At 73.5% G+C, this 17,747-nt stretch carries 9 protein-coding genes; all 9 read left to right on the plus strand.

The window, feature by feature from the left end; translation table 11 throughout:
- Positions 1 to 20 precede the first annotated feature (20 nt).
- The 9 genes from ACFZCD_RS02860 to ACFZCD_RS02900 all read left to right on the plus strand — a co-directional run bounded on the left by ACFZCD_RS02860 (position 21) and on the right by ACFZCD_RS02900 (position 17,558).
- Entirely contained in the window at positions 21 to 1,760 is a 1,740-nt protein-coding gene (locus tag ACFZCD_RS02860; protein WP_391827172.1) for an enoyl-CoA hydratase-related protein, read from the plus strand.
- Positions 1,757 to 2,293 carry a hydrogenase maturation protease gene (locus tag ACFZCD_RS02865; protein WP_391827174.1) on the plus strand — a complete coding sequence of 179 codons (537 nt, stop codon included), beginning with the start codon at positions 1,757 to 1,759 and terminating at the stop codon, positions 2,291 to 2,293. Before ACFZCD_RS02860 ends, ACFZCD_RS02865 begins: the two co-directional genes overlap by 4 nt.
- Before the next feature lie 28 nt (positions 2,294 to 2,321).
- Positions 2,322 to 3,299 (plus strand): hypothetical protein, encoded by a 978-nt coding sequence (locus ACFZCD_RS02870; RefSeq protein WP_391827176.1) that lies wholly within the window; start codon positions 2,322 to 2,324, stop codon positions 3,297 to 3,299.
- 148 nt (positions 3,300 to 3,447) lie between these two features.
- Positions 3,448 to 4,065 carry an endonuclease gene (locus ACFZCD_RS02875; RefSeq protein WP_391827938.1) on the plus strand — a complete coding sequence of 206 codons (618 nt, stop codon included), beginning with the start codon at positions 3,448 to 3,450 and terminating at the stop codon, positions 4,063 to 4,065.
- A 65-nt stretch (positions 4,066 to 4,130) separates the two neighbouring features.
- Positions 4,131 to 4,688, plus strand: coding sequence for an N-acetylmuramoyl-L-alanine amidase (locus ACFZCD_RS02880; protein WP_391827178.1), 558 nt, complete (start codon positions 4,131 to 4,133; stop codon positions 4,686 to 4,688).
- 137 nt (positions 4,689 to 4,825) lie between these two features.
- Entirely contained in the window at positions 4,826 to 7,723 is a 2,898-nt protein-coding gene (locus ACFZCD_RS02885; protein WP_391827180.1) for a DUF6603 domain-containing protein, read from the plus strand.
- Positions 7,720 to 10,980, plus strand: a complete 3,261-nt coding sequence (locus tag ACFZCD_RS02890; RefSeq protein WP_391827182.1) for a hypothetical protein — start codon at positions 7,720 to 7,722, stop codon at positions 10,978 to 10,980. Before ACFZCD_RS02885 ends, ACFZCD_RS02890 begins: the two co-directional genes overlap by 4 nt.
- A complete protein-coding gene (locus ACFZCD_RS02895) occupies positions 10,980 to 15,731 on the plus strand; it encodes a hypothetical protein (protein WP_391827184.1) in 4,752 nt (1,583 codons plus the stop codon). The genes ACFZCD_RS02890 and ACFZCD_RS02895 overlap by 1 nt, the downstream gene beginning before the upstream one ends.
- A 3-nt stretch (positions 15,732 to 15,734) precedes the next feature.
- Positions 15,735 to 17,558: a hypothetical protein gene (locus ACFZCD_RS02900; protein ID WP_391827186.1), complete on the plus strand. Its 1,824-nt coding sequence runs from the start codon at positions 15,735 to 15,737 to the stop codon at positions 17,556 to 17,558.
- The last annotated feature ends 189 nt before the right edge of the window (positions 17,559 to 17,747 follow it).

The following is a 17,747-nucleotide window of genomic DNA, read 5'->3' on the forward strand; positions in this document are numbered from 1 at the left end:
GCCACGAGGAGACGGCCACCGTGCGCATTCTGCTTGTCGCCAGTGCGTTCAACAGCCTCACGCAGCGGGTCTTCGCCGAGCTCGGCGACCGCGGGTACACCGTCGCCGCCGCCGTGGTGGACGGTGAGGAGGCCGTGCGCGCGGCGGTCCGCCGCCACCCCGCCGACCTGGTCATCGCGCCCATGCTGCGCACGGCCGTGCCCCGGGACGTCTGGTCCCGGCACACCTGCCTCGTGGTCCACCCGGGGCCGCCGGGCGACCGGGGCCCGTCCTCCCTCGACCGGGCCCTGCACGACGGCGAGCGGCAGTGGGGGGTGACGGTGCTCCAGGCCGAGGAGGAGATGGACGCCGGAGCCGTCTGGGCGGACACCGGCTTCGCCGTGCCCGGCGACGTGGCCAAGAGCGACCTGTACCGCGGCGAACTGGCCGACGCCGCCGTCCGGGCCGTACTCCTGGCGGTGGAACGCTACGCGTCGTCCGGCTGGACGCCCCGGCCCCAGGACGGCCTGCCCGTACGGACCCGCCCGTACCTGCGGCAGGAGGAGCGGCGCATCGACTGGCGGACCCGGACGACCGCATCCGTGGTGCGCGCCCTGCGCGCCGCCGACTCACAGCCGGGCGTACGCGACGAACTCCTGGGCGGCGAATGGTTCCTGCACGGCGGCCACCCCGAGGACCGGCTGCGCGGCACGCCGGGGACGGTGCTGGCCACGCGAGCGGGCGCCATCTGCCGCGCCACCGCGGACGGAGCGGTGTGGATCCCCGAACTGCGCCGCTGCCGCACGGAGACCGACCCGCCCGGCATCAAACTGCCCGCCACCCTGGCCCTGGGCGAGCGGCTGCCCCCCGTCCCCGAAACGCCGCCGCCCCTGGAGCCGCCGCCCGGCAGCCGCACCTGGAGCGACATCCGCTACACCGAAAGCGGCGCGGTCGGTTTCCTCCGGTTCCGCTTCCCCGGCGGCGCCATGAGCACGGCCCACTGCCGGCGCCTGCTCACCGCCTACCGCCACGCCTGCCGGCGGCCGACCTCCGTCCTGGTGCTCGGCGGCGAACGGGACTTCTTCTCCAACGGCATCCACCTCAACGTCATCGAGGCCGCCGCGGACCCCGCCGCCGAGTCGTGGGCCAACATCAACGCCATGGACGACCTGGTCGAGGCAGTGCTCACCACCACCGACCGGCTGGTCGTCGCGGCCGTCGCCGGCAACGCCGCCGCGGGCGGCGCCATGCTGGCCCTGGCCGCGGACGAGGTGTGGTGCAGGGACGGCGCGATCCTCAACCCGCACTACCGGCTGATGGGCCTGTACGGCTCCGAGTACTGGACCTACACCCTGCCCCGGCGCGTCGGCGCGCAGCAGGCCGCGGCGCTGACGGAACAGGCCGCGCCCGTGAGCGCCGCCCGCGCGCTCACCCTCGGCCTCGTCGACCGCCTCGTCGCCGCCCCGCCCGGGGAATTCGGCACCGCCACCGCCCGCATGGCCACCGAACTCGTCCGCCACACCGACGTACCGGCACGGATCGCCGCGAAGAAGGCGGCTCGCGACCGGGACGAGCAGACCAGGCCGCTCGCCTCCTACCGCGCCGAGGAACTCCGCCGCATGCACGCGACGTTCTTCGCGCCCGACGCCCCCTACCACGCGCTGCGTTCGGCCTTCGTCCGCAAGCGGCCGGCGCCGGGCGCGGACGAACGCCTGGACACCCTCTCGGAATTGCGGTCCCATCCGCGCCCGGTGCGCAGGGCCGCGGAGCAGTCGCTGTGATCCCGCCGGCCGCCTCACGCGTCCTCGTCGCGGGCATCGGCAACATCTTCCTCGCCGACGACGCCTTCGGCCCGGAAGTGCTCGCCGTCCTGCAGGCCCGGCCACTGCCGGAGGGCGTGGATGCCGCCGACTTCGGGATCCGCGGCATGGACCTCGCCTACCGGCTGCTGGACGGCTACGATGCCGCGGTCCTGGTGGACGCCGTACCGCGCGGCGGCACCCCGGGGACCCTGTACGTCCTGGACCTCGACGGTACGGAGCAGGACCTCGTCCCGGCGATCCCCGAGGCGCACGGCATGGACCCGGTCAACGTCATCGCCATGGCACGGGACCTGGCGCGGTGGGAAGACCTCCCCTTCCCCCGCGTCGTGCTCGTCGGCTGCGAGCCGCTGATCCGCATGCGCGGCGACGAACCCGACGTCGTCTGCGGGCTCAGCGACCCGGTGCGCGCGGCGGTCGACGAGGCGGCGCGGCTGGTGGAGTCCGTAGTGGGAGACCTGCTGCAGCGCACGGGCGAACAGCTCCCCGGCTGACGCCGGCGGCGGGGACGGAGGTGACCCGGTGGATTTCGATGCCGTCGCCGACGAGCTGTACGGGATGCGGCCGAACGAATTCACCGCCGCCCGCGACCGGCACGCGGCCGCCGCGCGGGAGGCCGGCGACCGGGCGCTCGCCAAGAGGATCAAGGAATTGCGCCGGCCGACGGCAGCGGCCTGGGCCGGGAACCTCCTCGTGCGCCGGAGCCCCGAGCAGGTCGACGCCCTGCTGCGGCTCGGCGAGAGCCTGCGCCGCGCCCACCGGGAACTCGACGGGGCCCGTTTGAGGGAGCTGAGCCGCCGGCAGTACGCCCTGGTCACGACGCTTGCGCAGCAGGCCCGGCAGCTGGCGGCCGAAGCCGGGACACGGATCGGCGACGCGGCGCAGCGAGAGATCGAGGCAACGCTCCACGCGGCCCTCGCCGACCCCGGGGCGGCGCAGACGTGGGCCGCCGGCCGCCTGGACCGAGCGCTGAGCGCACCGGTCGGATTCCCCGGGGTTTCCAGCCTGTCCGGCGTCCCAGGCGCGGCCGCGGGCCGCCCCTTGCCGACCTCGACTCAGGCCCCGGCCTCCGCCACCGCGGCTCGCGGGCGGCGGCGGGCCGGCCGTACGGAACACGGCGGCACGTCGGCGGTGAGCGAACTCGAGGCCGCCCGGGCACGACGGCGGGAACGTGAGAACGCCGAGCGGAAGGAGAGGGCTGAGCAGAAGGAGCGGGAGGAGAGGGCCGAACGGATCGAGCGGGCCCGTCGTGACGCCGGCCGGGCCCGGGCCGCGTGCCTGCCCCCTCAGCAAGACTTCGACCGGGCCGTGCTGGCCGTCCGGCAGACCGCCGAGGAGATCGAGAACCTCAAGCAGCGCCTCGAAGAAGCGCGCACCCGCCATCGTGCGGCCCAGGACGACGAACGACAGGCGCGCGGACGCCTCAGGGAAGCCGAACGAGCAGCGCGCAAGGCGGAGCGGCACGCCGAAGCTGCCGAGGCCGGAGAGCACGAGGAATAGGCGGCGTGCGCGTGCGGCCCAGGAGGCATCCGTGGTCGTACCGGGGGAAACTGGAGTGAGGTGAGTGAGGCGACGATTTCGCGGGAGAGCAGCCGTGAGTGCCAAGGGGAACGGCAAGGAGAGTGACAAGGAGCTCGTGCGGGCGCTGATGCGCACGCACGGGCGGACCTTCGCCGAAGAGGCGGGCATCCGGCTCAAGGACACCCCGCAGCCGCTGTACCGTCTCCTCGTGCTGGCCATGCTGCTGAGCGCGCGTATCCGGGCCTCCGTCGCCGTCGAGACGGCACGCGCCCTGGCGGCCGCGGGGATGAAGGACCCCCGCCGGATGGCGTCCGCGACCTGGCAGGAGCGGGTGGACGCTCTCGGCGAGGGCGGCTACCGCCGCTACGACGAACGCACCGCGACCCAACTGGGCGACGGCGCCGAGCTGTTGCTGGACCACTACGGCGGTGACGTGCGGCGCATGCGCAAGAAGGCGGACGGCGACGTCGAGCGGCTGCGCAACGTGCTCAGGGAGATCCCGGGCGTGGGCCCGACGGGTGCGGACATCTTCCTCCGCGAGGTCCAGGGCGTCTGGCCCGAGGCCCACCCGTATCTCGATGCCAAAACGCTCCAGGGCGCCAAGAGGCTCGGCCTCCCCGCCGATCCCGGTGCACTGGCCCGCCTGGTGAAGCGGGAGGAGACCCCCGCCCTGGCCGCAGGCCTCGTCAGGGCGGCCCTGGACAAGGCGGTCGCCGAGGAGATCCAGGCGGCGGCCCGTTCGTGACGGTGGCCCGCTCGTGACGGCGATCCGCTCGTGACGGCGGCGCGCGCGTCCTAGGATCGGGCCCCATGGGCCCCTACCGCCGTGATCGCCTCGTCAGCTGGCACGCCCGTCTCCCCGAGCGCCGGCTCAGCACCGTGACCATGGTCGTGCTGCACGCCACCGAGCTGCCCGACCTCGAAGCGGCGGTGAAGGAGGCGGACAAGACGGCCCGGGAGAGCGAGAGCGGCCGCGGCATGTGCGGGCACCTCTACATCGACCGGGACGGATCCGTGGAACAACTCGTCCCGCTCGAACGCGTCGCCCAGCACGTCCGGGGGCACAACACCCCGTCGATCGGCATCGAACTGGTCAACCTCGGCCGCTACCCACGGTGGTTCGACGCCGACCACCAGACGCCGTCCGAGCCCTTCCCGGACCTCCAGGTGCAGGCGCTCCGGGACGTGCTCCGCACCCTGCGCGACACCTGCCCCGGACTCACCGACCTGCGCAGGCACAGCGACCTCGACACCGAGCGGATCCCCGCCGCGGACCGTCCCGAGGTACACGTCCGCCGCCGGATCGACCCCGGCCCGCTGTTCCCCTGGGCCGAGGTGTCCTCGTACTGGGCCGGACTCACCAGCTGACGAACCTCCGGACCCACCCTGTCAGCTGATCGGGTGGACTCGCCGTCGGCCACTCCGTAACTGTCCCGGGGGCGGACAGCCGAGGGAGACACTGCCATGTGTTCGAGCCCTTCAACGGACGGTTCGGAGGGTGACCGATGGCAGGCGAGGCTCCGGACGTAGCCCTGCTCCACGCCACGCTGCGCTTCTGCTCCGAGCGGCTGAAGTCCCTCGACCACGCTCTCGCTTCTCCGCGGGCCCTGGCCGACGCGCTCGGCTTGACCTTGTCCACCCCGGCGGCCACCGGGGTGGACGGCCCTCTGCAATCGGCGCGCGATGCCGTCGCCGGCCTGGCAGGGGACGTCGCCGCGGGCCTGCCGTGCCTGAACGACGCCGTCACCTATCTCGCCACGGCTGTTCGGCAGATCGACCTCGCCGCGCGCGCGGCGGATCCGGGCAAGGGGGCGGCGGACGTCCTCGGGCTCGCTCTCACCGGCTCCCTTTCGCCAACAGGGCCCATCGGCGAGCTCCTGGGCACGGTGACGCTGAGCCCTGGACAGCTCACCTGCGCCGACGGGCGGTTGACGTTTCTGCTGAAGACGACGAACAGGAAATTCTCCGCCTTCTTGAACATCGCCGTCGTGTCCCTGACCACCCAGCTGCTCTACGACGAGATGCAGGGGACGCCATCGCTCCGGGTCGACCTGAAGGCCACCGGTGCGCAGGTCAAGGTGCCCGTGAGCAGCCTGCTGACGGCCATCGGCGTGGCGGACACCTTGGCCGCCACGGACGTGTCGGTGTCCGTGAACTCCGCACACGGCGGCCTCACCTTCGGCGGCATCACGGCGGGCAACGCCGCATCGGGGCGTGTCGCCCTTCCTGCGTCCGCGCGAGGGAAGCCCGCACGCCCCGGGCTCGTCACGATCAGGGGCATGGTGCTGGCGTTCCCGGAGTCGGCACCGGGCTCGCTGGACCTGCTCCTCCTCGTGGAAGGCGGACTGGGCTCCGCCGTGCGGCTGCTGGTGGACGGGGCCGGAGTGCGTATCGGCTTCGCTTCCGGGAAGTCGCTGACGGTCGGCGGGCGGCTACCGGACGGCTTCGGGGTCGTCATCAAGGCCGGCCCCGTAGAGGGCGGCGGATACCTGCAGATCCGGCCCGACCAGGGCGCAACGACCGGCACACGCTACGGCGGGGTGTTCCGGCTGCGGCTCGGTCCGGTGGACGTCAAGGCGTTCGGGCTGCTCACGGACCGCGCCGACGGTCACTCGTTCGTCGTCGTGATGTCCGTCGAGTTCGCCCCGCCCATCGAACTCGGGCTGCTGTTCACCCTCAACGGCATCGGCGGCATCGTCGGCGCGGACGTCTCCGCGGACACCGAGGCGCTGCGCGCCGGCCTGCAGAGCGGTGCGACCGTGCGGCTGCTGTTCCCGCCGGATCCGGTCCGGGCCGCTCCCGCCCTCCTCGATGCCCTCGGCGCCTCTTTTCCGCCCCGGCCCGGCGGGTTCGTCGCCGGCCCGATGGTCAAGCTCGGATGGGGCCGCCCGGTCACCTTGGTGACCTTCGAGCTGGCGCTCGTCCTCTCCCTCCCGGACCCCAAGGTGCTGCTGCTCGGTCGGCTGCGCATGGTTCTTCCTACGCAGCGACTGGGCCTCATCGTCCTCAACGCCGAGATCTACGGGGAGTTCTGCGCCGACCGCGCTCTGGTCATCGCGTCGCTCGTCGACTCCTACGTGGGCCTGTCCGCGGTGAGCGGTGACATCGGCGTCCTTCTGCGCTTCGGCGGCGATCCCCTCCTCGCGATCAGCGCGGGAGGGTTCCACCCCCGCTTCCGGCCACCGGACGAGCTGGCCGGGCTGCGGCGGCTCACCGCGGACCTGGCGCCTCCGGTGGGCTTCCAGTTCCGGCTGGAGACGTACGTCGCGCTGACGCCCAGCACCCTGCAGTTCGGCGGCCGGCTGGAAGCGGTGTACGGGGTCCCCTCGGCCGCGGTGCACGGCCATCTCGCCCTCGACGCCCTCGTACGGTTCCTGCCGCACTTCGGGTTCGAAGCCGACGTCACGGCGGGCGTGTCCATCAGGGCCTTCGGCCTCACGATTGCGGCGGTGGAGCTGCGCCTCCGTCTGGAGGGCCCGTCACCGTGGCGCGCCTGGGGCACCGGGCGGGTGAGCCTGCCCTGGCCCCTGCCGGACGTGTCCATCGACGTCGGACCGATCACCTGGGGCGAGGACGCGGCAGCCCCACCGGAGAGCGTGGTCCCGCGGAAGGCCGTGAGCTCCGCCCTGTCCGAGCCGGCCGCCTGGTCCGCGCCCCCGGCGCCGGGGCTGCGTCCTCCCGTCCAGGTGCGTGACGAACCCGTTCCGTCCGCGCACGCCGACGACACCGCGGTGCTGGTCGTGAACCCTTGGTCGCTGTTGCAGGCCACCCAGGGCGTCGTGCCGCTGGACACCGACATCCAGCGGGTGGGAGGCGCCTCGGTGCCCGACGGCGAGGGCCACGTCACGCTGGGGGCGCCGTCCTTCGTCACCTCCGGCGGAGCCGCCGCGGGTGCGGTCGCCGCCTACTCGAAGGCTCCCGAGAAGTTCGCGCCCGGCCAGTACCTCGACCTTCCCGACGAGGAAGTGCTGCGGCGCCCGTCGTTCGAGGACTTCCCCGCGGGGGTGCGGATCGACCCCGGCGGCGTGAACGCGGGGGCCACCACACCGGTCCAGGCGGAACTGGCCTACGAGACCTCTTTCCCGCACCACCCGGGCCGGCCGCGTGGCGACGCGCGGCTCTTCACGCTGGTGCACGAGAGCGGGCTGGTCCTCTCGGCGACCGCCGCCGGCAGCAGCGACCTGCGGGCGGACGACCGGTACGCCGTGGCCGCCGCACCGCTGCCGATGACCGGCCCCGAGCACGTCCTGGTGCGCGGCACCGCGGACCTCGCGACCGCCGCCGGATTGCCGGACGGCCCGCTGACGTGGACCCACGCCGCTCAGACGGTCTCCCGTGCGCTGGCCGACGACCCGGACCGGGCAGGGACCCTGCAGGTCGTCGCACTCGGAGCCGCCCGATGAATCCGCAACCGGCCGCCCTGGACCCCCAACTGGTCCAGGACGCCTTCCGCCTCCACTCGCCGGTGCCGGCGGAGCAGGTCGTCCTGGGCACGTACACCTTCCTCCCGCACCACCGCACGGGCATCGCCGCGGCGCTGGGCACGCCCTTCACCACAGCCGCACCGGCGCGCGGAAGAGCCGCCCTGCGCATGCCGGTCCAGTCGCCCGGCGGCGAGGATGCGGTGGAGGTCACGCTGGAGGTTCGCGGGCCCGGCGACGTGACCGGCCTCGATCCCCGGCAGATCATCCGCCGCTGGCCGGTGCCGGGCACCGCGGACGCCGACCCCACCGAGTTCGCACACATCGAGTTCGACGCCCCCGACCTGCCGTGGATGTTCACCCCGGCAGCCCCGGACGGGGACGGCCACCTGCCCCCGTGGCTGCGGCTGATCGTCGTCGAGGCGCAACACGCGACGCTCCACCTGCCCGCACAGGGTGGACTCGCGCAGCTGTCCGTGCCCCGGACCGAACTCCCCGCCGCCCCGGACGCATGGGCCTGGGCCCACGTCCAGGTCCTCGGCGAGGCGGCAGGCACGCCCGGTCTCGCCGACCGGCTGGCACCCACGAGCCCGGAGACCAGCCTCTCCCGGCTGATCGCCCCGCGCCGGCTCCTCCCGCACTGCGACTGGATCGCCTGCGTCGTGCCGACCTTCGCGGCCGGGGCCCGGGCCGGCCTGGGCGCGGGCGGGCCGGCCGACCAGGACACGCTGGCCTGGTCGTGGGGAACGGAGGACACGGTTGTGCTCCCCGTGTACGACCACTGGACGTTCTCGACGGGCGAGGACGTCAACTTCGAGACGCTGGCCGGGCGGCTGTACCCGGTCGAGCCGCCCGGCACCGTGGGCGTGCGCGAGGTGGACACGTCCCGGCCGGGCAACGGCATCCCCGGCCTGCCGCCCGGTGCCGCCGGACGCACCCGGTCCGTCAAGGGCGCCCTCACCCGCGTAGGAGCCCCACCGGACGACGCCGCGTGGCCGGCCGCGACCACCCAGGCACTCCGCCTCCAGCTGGAGGCCCCCGACCGCCACCGCCACACCGGCAGTGAGCCGGCCGGCCGGGGCAAGGAACCGCCGGCGGTGGCACCGCCCCTCTACGCGGGCGCACACACCGGCCGCGCCCGCGTCGACGACACCGCACCCGCCTGGTTCCGCGGCCTGAACCTCGACCCCGCCGACCGGCTCGTCGCCGGGCTCGGCACCCGCGTCGTGCAGATGGACCAGGAACCGCTGATGGCGAGCGCCTGGGCCCAGATCGAGGGCGTGGAAGCCACCAACCGCCAACTGCGCGCCGCCCAGCTGGGACGCTATCTGTCCGAGTCGCTGCACCGCAGCCACCTCGCGCGGATGTCGCCCGCAGCGCTCCTCGCCGTCACCGAACGGGCCACGAGCCGCCTGCTGCACGCACCCGGGCAGACCGTTCGGGCCTACCTGCAGGGCAGCGTCCTGCCGGTGGCCGCCGCGGCCGGAACGCTGCGGCGGCTTGCCAGGCCGCGAGGGCCCCTCGCCCGCTTCGTCCGCCCCGAGGCGCAGCGCCCGGCCGGGGAGGCACGGGTCCGCGCCGTCGAAGGGCTGCTCGCCGACGGGACCGGGAACGTCCGCGACTGGGTCCGCCGGTACGCCGATCCCGACGCGGTCACCGCGCTCGCCGGCGCAACCGTCGGCCTGCTGCCGAAGGAGTGCCGGCAGCCCGTCACCGACGCCATGAACGGGCTCAGCCGCGTGCCCGCGCCCGAGGCGCTGCGCGACGCCGCCCTGGACGGGTCGCTCGCCGGCCGAGTGGCCGGGTTCGTCCAGCAGATTCCTCCCCGGAGCCTTTCCGACGCCCTTGAGACCCTGCTCGCGGCCCTGCCCACGCCGGAGGACTGTGCGCATGACCAGGAGGTCGCCGAGTACCTGACCGACCTGGTGCCCCAGGTACGCGCGGTGACGGACGAGAGCCACCAGCGTGGAATCACCGACTGGACCGTCCGCCGTGCCACGGCGGAACGGCTCTCCTTGAGCGAGCCACTCACGGAGGCCTCGCCCCTCGTCCGCCTCCACGCCGCCGACGTGCGGAACCTGCTGGCCACGTACCAGGGCATCGCGGAGCGGTGGGGCATCTCCCTTTCCTCCGAGGCCGACGCCGGCCTCGCGCGGCGGCTCCGGGGCCTGGCCGAGGTGACCGCGGACGACCTCGCCCGGGACCTCGGCGATCTCGCCGGCGTCCTCGTGCCGGCCGGTGGCCCCCGCGACACCGAGCGGACCGCCCGGACGGTGGCGGACCTGGACCTGCTCGCCTTGCTCCATCCCGCCCGCACGGTGACGAGACGGGTGCTCGCCCGGCTGCCGGAGCGTGAGCAGTGGCCCCCGTGGCTGCCGGCGGACTGGTTCGACGACAACAGGGCGGAACAAGTGCGGGCCGCACCGCGCTTCCCCCATGCGATGTACGAGGCACTGGACCGCTACGACCGGTCCTGGCTCATGCCCGGCGTTGAGGCGATCGAGCAGACGGACATGGTGACCCTGCTCCAGACCAACGCCCGCTTCGTGGAGGCGTTCCTGATCGGCCTCAACACCGAGTTCGCGCGCGAGCTGGTCTGGCGCGGCTACCCCACCGACGGCAGGGCCACGTCGTTCCGGTCCTTCTGGACGCCCGCCGACGAACTGCAGAACCCGGTCCACGCGCTCGGGGAAGGCGCCCTCGGAAGCCACCTCGACCCCCGGCTCGACGGCGCCGTCGTCCTGCTCGTCCGCGGTGAGCTGGTCCGCCGCTTCCCCAACCTGCTGGCGCACGCCGTGCAGCAGACCGACGGCGCCGACCCGCCCCAGAACTTCGCCCTCACCCCGGCCACGACGCTCTTCCGGCTCAATCTCGACCCCGACCTGCTGCTCGTCGGATTCCAGGAGACCGCGGCCGACATGACGGCACCGGCAACGGGGGTGGGCGCCTGGTGGTTCACGCTGAGCGAGCACGTCGGACAGCCGCGCTTCGGGCTCGACAAGGGACTCGGCGAGGGCCCGGACGAGGGAACGGCGCATCCGGCGGGCACGCTGGTGAAACGCGACGACCTCAGGTGGGGCGACCTCGCCTACGACGGGCAGATGCTCCGCGCGACGACGCCCCTCGTCGACCTCCAGCCCCCCTTCCGCGCGGATGCGGCGTACATCGCCTGGCTGCTCTTCCAGCAGCCCGCTCGCGCCGCGTTCAGCGCGGCGGACATGATCGGAAAGTTGAGCTGATGCCTGAGACGGACCCCTGGGAAACGGTGAACGCCGAGGTGCCGTTGCTGTTGCTCCCCGTGCGGGTCGAGACCCGGTCGGGCGAGGGCGGGAGCGTGCTGCGCGTCCGTATCTATCCCGACGACATCAGCGTGGACGCCTTCGACCCGGGACTGACGGAGGACAGCACAGCAGCCGACGGGAGTGTCGTACCCGGCGAGCGCACCGCCGGCATGGAGTACTGGAAGGCGGTGTGGCCGCACAGCCAGGACCGGGACCGGAACACAGACCAGGCGCAGGGTTCCGGCCCGGCCGATCCCTGGCGGGCGCTCGTCACCCGCGTCGGTCCCCGGCGGGCGCCGTGGGTCGCCGCAGCCCTGACCCCCGTCAACCTGGGCGGCACCTCCTCCGGCTCCGGTCCCGAATTCCCGGACACCGACCCACCGCAGCGCGGGGGCACCCGGGCCCGCCTGCTGCCGGACTGCTTCCTCGTGGTCGTCCGCCAGGGGACCGAAGTCCGCCGGCAGACCGGCAACCCCATCCCGCGCGAAGGGCTTGTGCTCGGACCCGAGAAGGGGGACCTGCGCCTCGCCGCAAGCCTGGCGGACGGCCTCGGCACCGCGGGTCGTGGCAGCGGTTCCGGCCGGGGCGCAGCCTCAAATAGGGGCACGGGCATCGACGCCGGCACGGGCACGGACACCGACGAGGACGTGGCAGCCCTGCGCGAAGCCACTGCCTGGCTCACCGACTACGAGAAGGCATGGAACGCGGGGATGGCGGTCACGGTGACCGGGCTGAAACCGGGAGAGCGGATCGACCGCCTCTTCGTCCTCGGCGTCCGGTCGTCCGACGCACCGGAGGACACGGCCGGGCACTTCGAGGAACTGCTGCGCGCCCACGCCTACGGGGACGGCCTGGCCTTCGTCCCTCCGGGCACCGCCACCAACAACACCGCCACGACCCGGTCCGCATGGAGCCGTCCGCCCGCCCTCCCGGCCCCGCCGTCCACCGAACCGGCCACCGCCCCCGGCGCCGGCACCAACGCGCAGGTCCTTGCACGAGCTCTCGGCATCGACCCCCTGCTCCTGGCCGGCCTCGACGGCGCAGACCGCACCGACCAGGAACAGGCCAAGGCCATGGCCACCGCGCTGTGGCCGGTGACCTGGGACACCCTGCTCGACCGGATGCTCACTTCGAACGCCGTCGGCGGCACGGTGCCGGCCCGGACCCGCGACGACGTCCGCGCCCACGCCGTCGCCCACGTCCGGGGCCGTGGGCCACTGCCCGCACTCAGAGTGGGCCGGCAGCCCTACGGGATCCTCCCGGTGACCTCCCACGGCACGTCCTGGCCTCCGGACGCGGAAGGCGGAGCCGCCGTCGGAGCGCTGGCAGAGCTGCTCGGCAGGATCCGGCCACTATGGCAGGAAGGCGCGAGGAGCGTGCCCACGGTCACCTCCGGCGACATCGAGAAGGACCTGCCGGACATCCTCGGTCAGACGCCCGTCTCCCGTACCCTGCGCGTCCGCTTCGTCCTCACCGGCTCACCCACCAGCCCCCTGCCCTACCGCGGCATCGCCGGCTCGGGCAACATCACCGCGCAGGAAGCCCTGGCCCGGGCGACCGACGCCCTCCTCGGGCTGCCGCCGGGGTCCACCCGGGGCTACGACCTGCTCGGCCAGGACGCGCGCAACCTCGCCCTGCCCCTCGCCCACGCCAGTGATCCCGACTTCTGCCGGGCCCTGCTCGAGCACGCCCCCCTCCAGGTCCTCGAAGTCCGCAGTGTGCTCCAGGCCCTCCTCGCCCTCTCCGAGGCCCGAGCACGGTACGAGGTGGAGCAGTTCGCGGCCGAACCCGCGACCGGCGAAGGATGGGGCCTGCTGCACGAGTGGCTGATCGAGGGCGCCCGGGAAACCATGCAGGGCACGCTGGACCCCGGCCCCGCATCCGAGCTGCTCGACAACCTCCGCAACCGGCGCTGGGACCGTCTGGAAGACTGCGCCGAGCAAGCGGAAATCATCGAAGAAAAGGTGCAGCCCCACGATCGCGTGCGCTTCGCCGCGCGCTTCCCGTTCGCCGGCCTCCGGCCGAACCTCGTCGAATGGGCGGCGGGGAAATCCCCCGAAGCACGCCTCCGTACGGTCGCCGCCGCACTGCGCGCCGGTGAACGCTTCGCCGAACTGCGCGCGGCCATCGGCACCCTGGTCGGCGTCCCCACGGAAGACGAGCGCGCGCTCCTGCTGGCGGAGACGCTCGACTGCGCCTCGCACCGGCTGGACGCCTGGCTCACCTCGCTGGCCACGTGCCGCCTGACCGGAGCCCGCACGGCAAACCCTCAAGGGCTGGTGATCGGCGCCTACGGCTGGCTGGAGGGCATCGAAATCGACACCGCGCCCGCGGAGAAGAACGCCGAAGGCGTCCCCTCGGACATCACGGAGCCGGTCTTCCGGGCGTACCACGACGGCGGCCACGTCCTCGCCCCGGGCCCCGCGCACGCCGCGACCGCCGCCGTCCTGCGCGGCGCCCGGCTCACTCACGACCCCGGCGACAGCGCGAACGCCGCCCTCGACATCGACCTGTCCAGCACGCGCGTGCGGCAGGCACTCGCCGTCCTGGACGGAATCCGGGCCGGTCAGCCGCTCGGGGCGCTGCTCGGTTACCGTCTCGAACGCAGCCTGCACACCACCTCCGCCGACGGCAAGCCGCTCGACCGCTTCATCTACTGCCTGCGCTCGCTCGCCCCCTTGGCGGCGGCGAAGGCGACCGACCGGGTCGCGGGCGCGAACCCGGCCCCGGCGGAACTGGAGTCGACCGCCGCGGCGGAAGTCGTCGACGGCGTCCGGCTGCTGGAGCTCCACCGCGCGGACGCCGCCACCTCGCAGCCCTTCTCCCAGGGGAAGATCGCGCAGCGCCTGTGCGAGGGACCGCGCGACTACGACCGGTACCTCGCCGGGACGGCATGGGCGGCGCCGACGACGGATGAGCTCCAGGCCGTGGCCGACGCGATCGGCGGCCTGGAGGGCCTCAACGACGCCGTCGCCGACCTGCTGCTCACCGAATCCGTCCACCAGCTCGTGAGCGGAAACGCCGGCCGGGCCGCCGCGGCCATGGACGCCCTCGCCGGTGACGGGCCCCCGCCCGAGCCCGACGTCGTGCGGACACCACGCTCCGGCACCGCACTGACCCACCGGCTGACCGCCCTGTTTCCCGGCCCGGACAAGGCGGGGGAAGCCGGTGGCTGGACCACGAGCCCGCGGGCCTCTGCCGACCCGGCGCTGGAGAACTGGGCACGATCCGTACTCGGCGACGCCTCACGCGTGCTCCTCCATGCCGGCGGCGACGGCGCTCGGCCGGTCACCCTGGCCGATGCCGGGCTCTCCGCCCTGGACTTCGTCAACGCCACCGCAGCCGTACAGGACGGTGGGAAGGACCGGAAGCCACCGGCCATCTGGGCCGTGCTGCGCCGGCGTGTGCCCGGACTCGCCGGCATCGCCGAGCCCTGGGACGGCGATCCGGCACAAGCGCCCGCCGGTGACCACATCACCCTGAGGTCCGCATGGGTGCTCGCCCGCTCCGTACGCGGCCTGCTCGCCGGCTGCCGCGCCCTGCTCCCGGCCGATCTGCTCGGCCCCGGCAGCACGGGAGGAGCGGGCGGAAAACCAGCCGCCGTGGACGGACTCGTGGACAGGGACGAGCTCCACCGGCGGGCGGTGAACGCCGTGGCAGGCCTGCGCAAACTGACCGATGAGGACCCGCCCCGGGACATGGCCGGTGCCGTGCAGCAGGCCGACGCATACGCGAGCTGGGGCCTGGCACCGGCCGAGGATCCGACGACGCTGTCCCAGGACGACCTGACGGCGCATCTGAGCGCCTTGCGCGAGGCGGCGCTGCACAGGCTCGGAACTGCGGACGCCGCGATGAAGGCGTACGACACGGCGTCGGCCGACCCGTCGCTGACGGATGCGGCCGTGGCGGCACCACTCACCGAAGCGATCGCAGCAGTCTTCGGCGACCGGCTGCCCGTGCTGCCCGTCCTGCAGCCCCGGACCGGTGACCCGTTCGTTCGAGCGGTCACCTCGGACACGACGGCCACCTCCGGCACGCAGCAAACCCCCGACGGCGGTGCCATCCGGCCGTGGCTGACACGCGCGTCCCGGGTGCGCCCCTCCGTACGCCGCTACAACGAGGTCCTCCTCCTGCGCGAGGCTCTCGGCCGCTGCCGGTCGCCGCTGAAGGTGGCGCAACTGCCCGCAGCGGCGTTCTCGAGCTGGATCGGGCTGCCGTTTCCCCAGGGCACCCGGCCCGAGGAACCGGTCACCGGCTATGTCGTCGAGGGCGCGGGCAGCGTCGGCCAGGCTGCGAAGTTCTGCGGGCTGATGTTCGACGAATGGGCGGAGATCGTGCCCCGGCGCGGCCCCGTGGGCACCGCAGGCACCGGCTGCTCCACCACCGAAGCCCTGGACGTCCACACCGCAGGACTTGCCCTCAACGCCCCCGGGCCCTCCGCCCGGGCACCCCAGGCCCTCTTGCTGGCCATGAGCCCCGGCGGGATGCCGTGGACGCCCGACAAGGTCGTGGAAATCCTCGACGACACCCTCGATTTGGCACGGGAGAGGGCCGTGACGCTCGAACGCGTCCCGCTCGCCGGCCGGCTGCTGCCCGCCACCTACGTGCAGGACTGGTCGCTCCAAGGCGAGCCCGCCCTCGATATGCGGCGGCTGATGGACACTGCCGACCGGTCGGCCGTCCTGACCCACGTCCTCGAAAAGAGCTGACCCATGCCCGCTGTGATCCGCGCCGACCGTCGCTGGCAAGCGGAGTCCACCGGCGTGCCGATGCTGTCGCCTTCGTGGACGCGCCTGGAGCCGCAGTCGTGCTCCGGCGACCCCGGGCCCGGACTCGCGGCGCAACTGCACGACCCGCTGTGGACGCTCACCCGGCAGTGGCAGTTCGGCGAGTTCGCCGGGGTGGACGCGGGAACTCCGCTGGCCGTACGGGTCGACGCCGTCGCCGCACCCGTGACTCAGTGGCAGCCGGGGGACTGGACCGCCGAAGCAGCCGCACCGGTACGGGAACTGCCGCCGGATCAGCCACTGGACGTCCTCGTGGAACGCGAGCCCGTCCACGGCCGGCCCGGCGCGCGAGCGCGGGCCGAGGCAGGGGCGGCCCTGCTCGCCGCACTGAGGGACGCGGGTCTGGACGACGCGGCCGATGCGGTCCTGCTGCGGAACCCCCTGCCGACCGGGGACACGACGGACAGCCCGGAATGGACGGACGTGGCGCTGGCCCTGGCCGGGCATGCCGCCGACGCCCACGAGGTCTGCGCCGCGTTGGAGGCGGAGCAGGGGGAGACGGGAACGGGAGCGGGGTCTCTGCCAGACTGGCTGCGGGACGCGATCCCGCAGGGCCGCCGGGACGACGCACAGGAGATCATCGCGCGCTGGCTGGCCTGGTACCGGCAGGAGATCGAACCGCAAACGGACGATTCCAGCTGGGTGGGTCGCCACCTGGAATACCGTTTCTCGGTCGCCGTCCACAGGACGGACGGCGACCACACCTTGCGGGCGCCGGAGTTCGGCGGCGCGGAAGTGGACTGGTGGACGTTCGACCTGGACACGGCAGGCTCGTCCGCGTCATCGTCCGAGTCGGCCGAACTTCCCGCGGCAGAGGTGGAGTTCACCCAGCGATGCCCGGCCACGCCCCTGCGCTTCTCCGGCATGCCGGCCGACCGATTCTGGGAGTTCGAGGACGAGCAGGTCGACTTCGGCAGCCTGGAAAGCGACCCGCACGACCTCGCCCGCCTGCTCGTCGCCGAATGCGCACTCGTCTACGGCTGCGACTGGCTGGTCCTCCCGCTCGACGTCCCGGCCCGCTCCCTGGTCACCGTCCGGTCCATCACTTACCGGACGACCTTCAACGAGACGCACCTGGCCTGGCCTCCGCCTCCCGGGACGCAGCGCAGCCGGTGCCGGATGTTCACGGTGTCGGAACCGGAAGCGGTGGGCAGGGCCGTGACGAAAGCCGAAGCCGGCACGTCCCGTACCGTCGAGGGCCTCCTGGTGCCCCCGCCCCTGTTGAGCCGCATCGAAGGCCCGGCCGTGGAGGAAGTGGCCTTCCTGAGGGACGAGTCCGCCAACCTCGCATGGGCCGTCGAGCGCGTCGTTGAGAACACCGCCGGCGAGCCCCGGCTCCGCGAGTCCGAGCGCTACGACACCGCAGTCACGACCGACGACCGACCGGAGGCGGAACTGAACTACCTCCTGCAGACCTCGGTGCCGGACTGGTGGATCCCCTATCTCCCGACGACGCGCGGCTATGCCACGTCGGAACTCGTCCGCAGCGTGCTGCTCCGCTTCGGCAACGATGCTGCCGGCGACAGTGAGGGCAAAGGCGTGGAACCCCAAGGCCGTCTGCTGAAGGAGGGCGGCAACGACGTGATCGCCGACGCCGAGATCCCCCGTGAAGGGCTGAGGATCCGGCGCGTCCCGACCCTGGCACGCCGGACCGACGGCTCCTACGACCTGTGGACCGCCCGCCGCGTCACGGTCGGCCGCGGCGAGGGCCGAAGCGGCCTGGCCTTCGACTCGGCCCTGCCGCGCTGAGCCACCACTCGACGCCGAGCCGTCACACGACGGCCGAGCCGCCGCGCGCTCACCGGGGCCCGGGAGAGCGGGGCCGATGCCGTGAGGCGCTTGCACACGTTGCCTGCACTTCCCCAATGCCCCCATGCCCCGGTGGCACTCGTTCCGGTGATTGAGGCCCGCGGGCTGCTCGTCGACGCTGGGCCCGGG

Origin of the sequence: Streptomyces sp. NPDC008001, assembly GCF_042958085.1 — a bacterium.
GTDB lineage: Bacteria > Actinomycetota > Actinomycetes > Streptomycetales > Streptomycetaceae > Streptomyces.

Bases quoted from the DNA above. Each gene is read 5' to 3' on its own strand.
- ACFZCD_RS02875 (WP_391827938.1), top strand. From the start codon at position 3,448: ATGCGCACGCACGGGCGGACCTTCGCCGAAGAGGCGGGCATCCGGCTC.
- ACFZCD_RS02880 (WP_391827178.1), top strand. From the start codon at position 4,131: ATGGGCCCCTACCGCCGTGATCGCCTCGTCAGCTGGCACGCCCGTCTC.
- ACFZCD_RS02885 (WP_391827180.1), top strand. From the start codon at position 4,826: ATGGCAGGCGAGGCTCCGGACGTAGCCCTGCTCCACGCCACGCTGCGC.
- ACFZCD_RS02890 (WP_391827182.1), top strand. From the start codon at position 7,720: ATGAATCCGCAACCGGCCGCCCTGGACCCCCAACTGGTCCAGGACGCC.
- ACFZCD_RS02895 (WP_391827184.1), top strand. From the start codon at position 10,980: ATGCCTGAGACGGACCCCTGGGAAACGGTGAACGCCGAGGTGCCGTTG.
- ACFZCD_RS02900 (WP_391827186.1), top strand. From the start codon at position 15,735: ATGCCCGCTGTGATCCGCGCCGACCGTCGCTGGCAAGCGGAGTCCACC.